This window comes from Mesorhizobium sp. M7A.F.Ca.CA.002.09.1.1, assembly GCF_003998555.1.
GTDB classification, from domain to species: Bacteria; Pseudomonadota; Alphaproteobacteria; order Rhizobiales; family Rhizobiaceae; genus Mesorhizobium; species Mesorhizobium ciceri.
In genome coordinates, this window is record NZ_RZRR01001156.1 from 1 (window position 1) to 1,438 (window position 1,438).

General features: G+C 70.6%; 1 protein-coding gene. It reads right to left on the minus strand.

The genetic code is table 11. The features are described 5' to 3' along the window. Positions 1-1,438: helicase-related protein (locus EN994_RS31285; protein WP_281060217.1), on the minus strand; the 1,438-nt coding region annotated here is incomplete at both ends.

A 1,438-nucleotide genomic window follows, 5' to 3' on the forward strand; every position in this document is an offset into this window, starting at 1 on the left:
CTCGACGAGGGCGTCATCCGCCATATCGGGCCATGGCGCGCCCAGGCCGCGATGCAGCCAGCCAAGCCGCTGGCGCAGCGTTTGCGCCTCCTTGCTCCAGGTCAGCAGCGACAGCCCGTGCTGGCGCACGGCATCGAGGACGGCGCGGTCGGCGTCGGCCCCCGTTGGCGGCGGCAGCATGCGCTCGGCGAGCGTGATGGCGCCAAGGCGCACGGTTTCACGTACACGCACGGCGCGCTTGTCCCGATCGAAGCTCGTTTCACGGCGCGCCTCGATCCTGTCCGCCAACGCGACACGGACATCGTCCTCGCCGATCGCCGCTGCCGCCGTGATGCGCGCATTCTGTGCCTTGCCCTGCAGGTCGGCGACGACCAGAAACGGCTCGCCCGCCAGCGGGTCGGCGGCGTCGAGCATGGCGCCGGAGCCGTTGGCCAGCACGAAACGGCCGCGCTCGCCGCGCGCCTTCGCCACCCGATCCGGCCAGGCGTGCACGAGCAGGGGACCGCCCGCCGCAGCTTCGCTGCCCTTTGCTCCGCCAGCCTGCCTTGCCAGCCTTTCGGCGAGCTGCTTGGCGGCGGTAGCGCGCGGAGATCTTTCCCCGCGAAAACGCATCAGCCGCCGCTCCAGATCGGCGCCGAGGCCACCGAGGCCGCGTTCGGTAAGCAGCACGGCGAACATTGCCGCCTCGAAGGCATGGCCGCTGCCGGCTGCCTCGGCAACCATATGCGCCAACCGCACCGGCAGAGCGAGCTTGCGCATCGCTGCACCCGCTTCCGTCAGGCGCCCCGTCTCGTCGATGGCATCCAGCGCGCGCAGTAGCCCCCTTGCCTCATTGAGGGCCGGAACAGGTGGCGGATCGAGAAAAGCAAGCGCTGACGGATCGGCAACGCCGAAGGCAGCACAATCGAGCAGCAGTCCGGACAGATCGGCCTCAAGGATTTCCGGCGGCGTGAAAGCGGGAAGTGCAGCCGTTTGCTCGGCCCGCCACAGCCGGATGGCGACGCCTGGCTGCGTGCGCCCGGCACGGCCGGCGCGCTGGTCGGCGGAAGCCTTGCTGACACGCACGGTCTCCAGTCGGGTCAAGCCACTGGCCGGCTCATAGCGCGGCAGCCGCGACAGGCCGGAATCGATGACGACGCGCACGCCGTCGATGGTGATCGAGGTTTCGGCTATCGAGGTGGCCAGCACCACCTTGCGGCGGCCCGCCGGCGGCGGCTTGATCGCCGCGTCCTGCGCCTTGCCGTCCAGCATGCCGTAGAGCGGGACGATGTCGGTATCGGTGCCGACCTTGCCGGCCAGCCGTTCGGCGGTGCGCTCGATCTCGCGCTGGCCGGGCAGGAAGGCAAGGACGCTGCCGCTCTCGTCGGCAAGGGCGGCGCGGATCGCCTTGGCCATCGCGTCCTCGATGGCGATGCCGGCCGGCCGTTCGTCATAACGG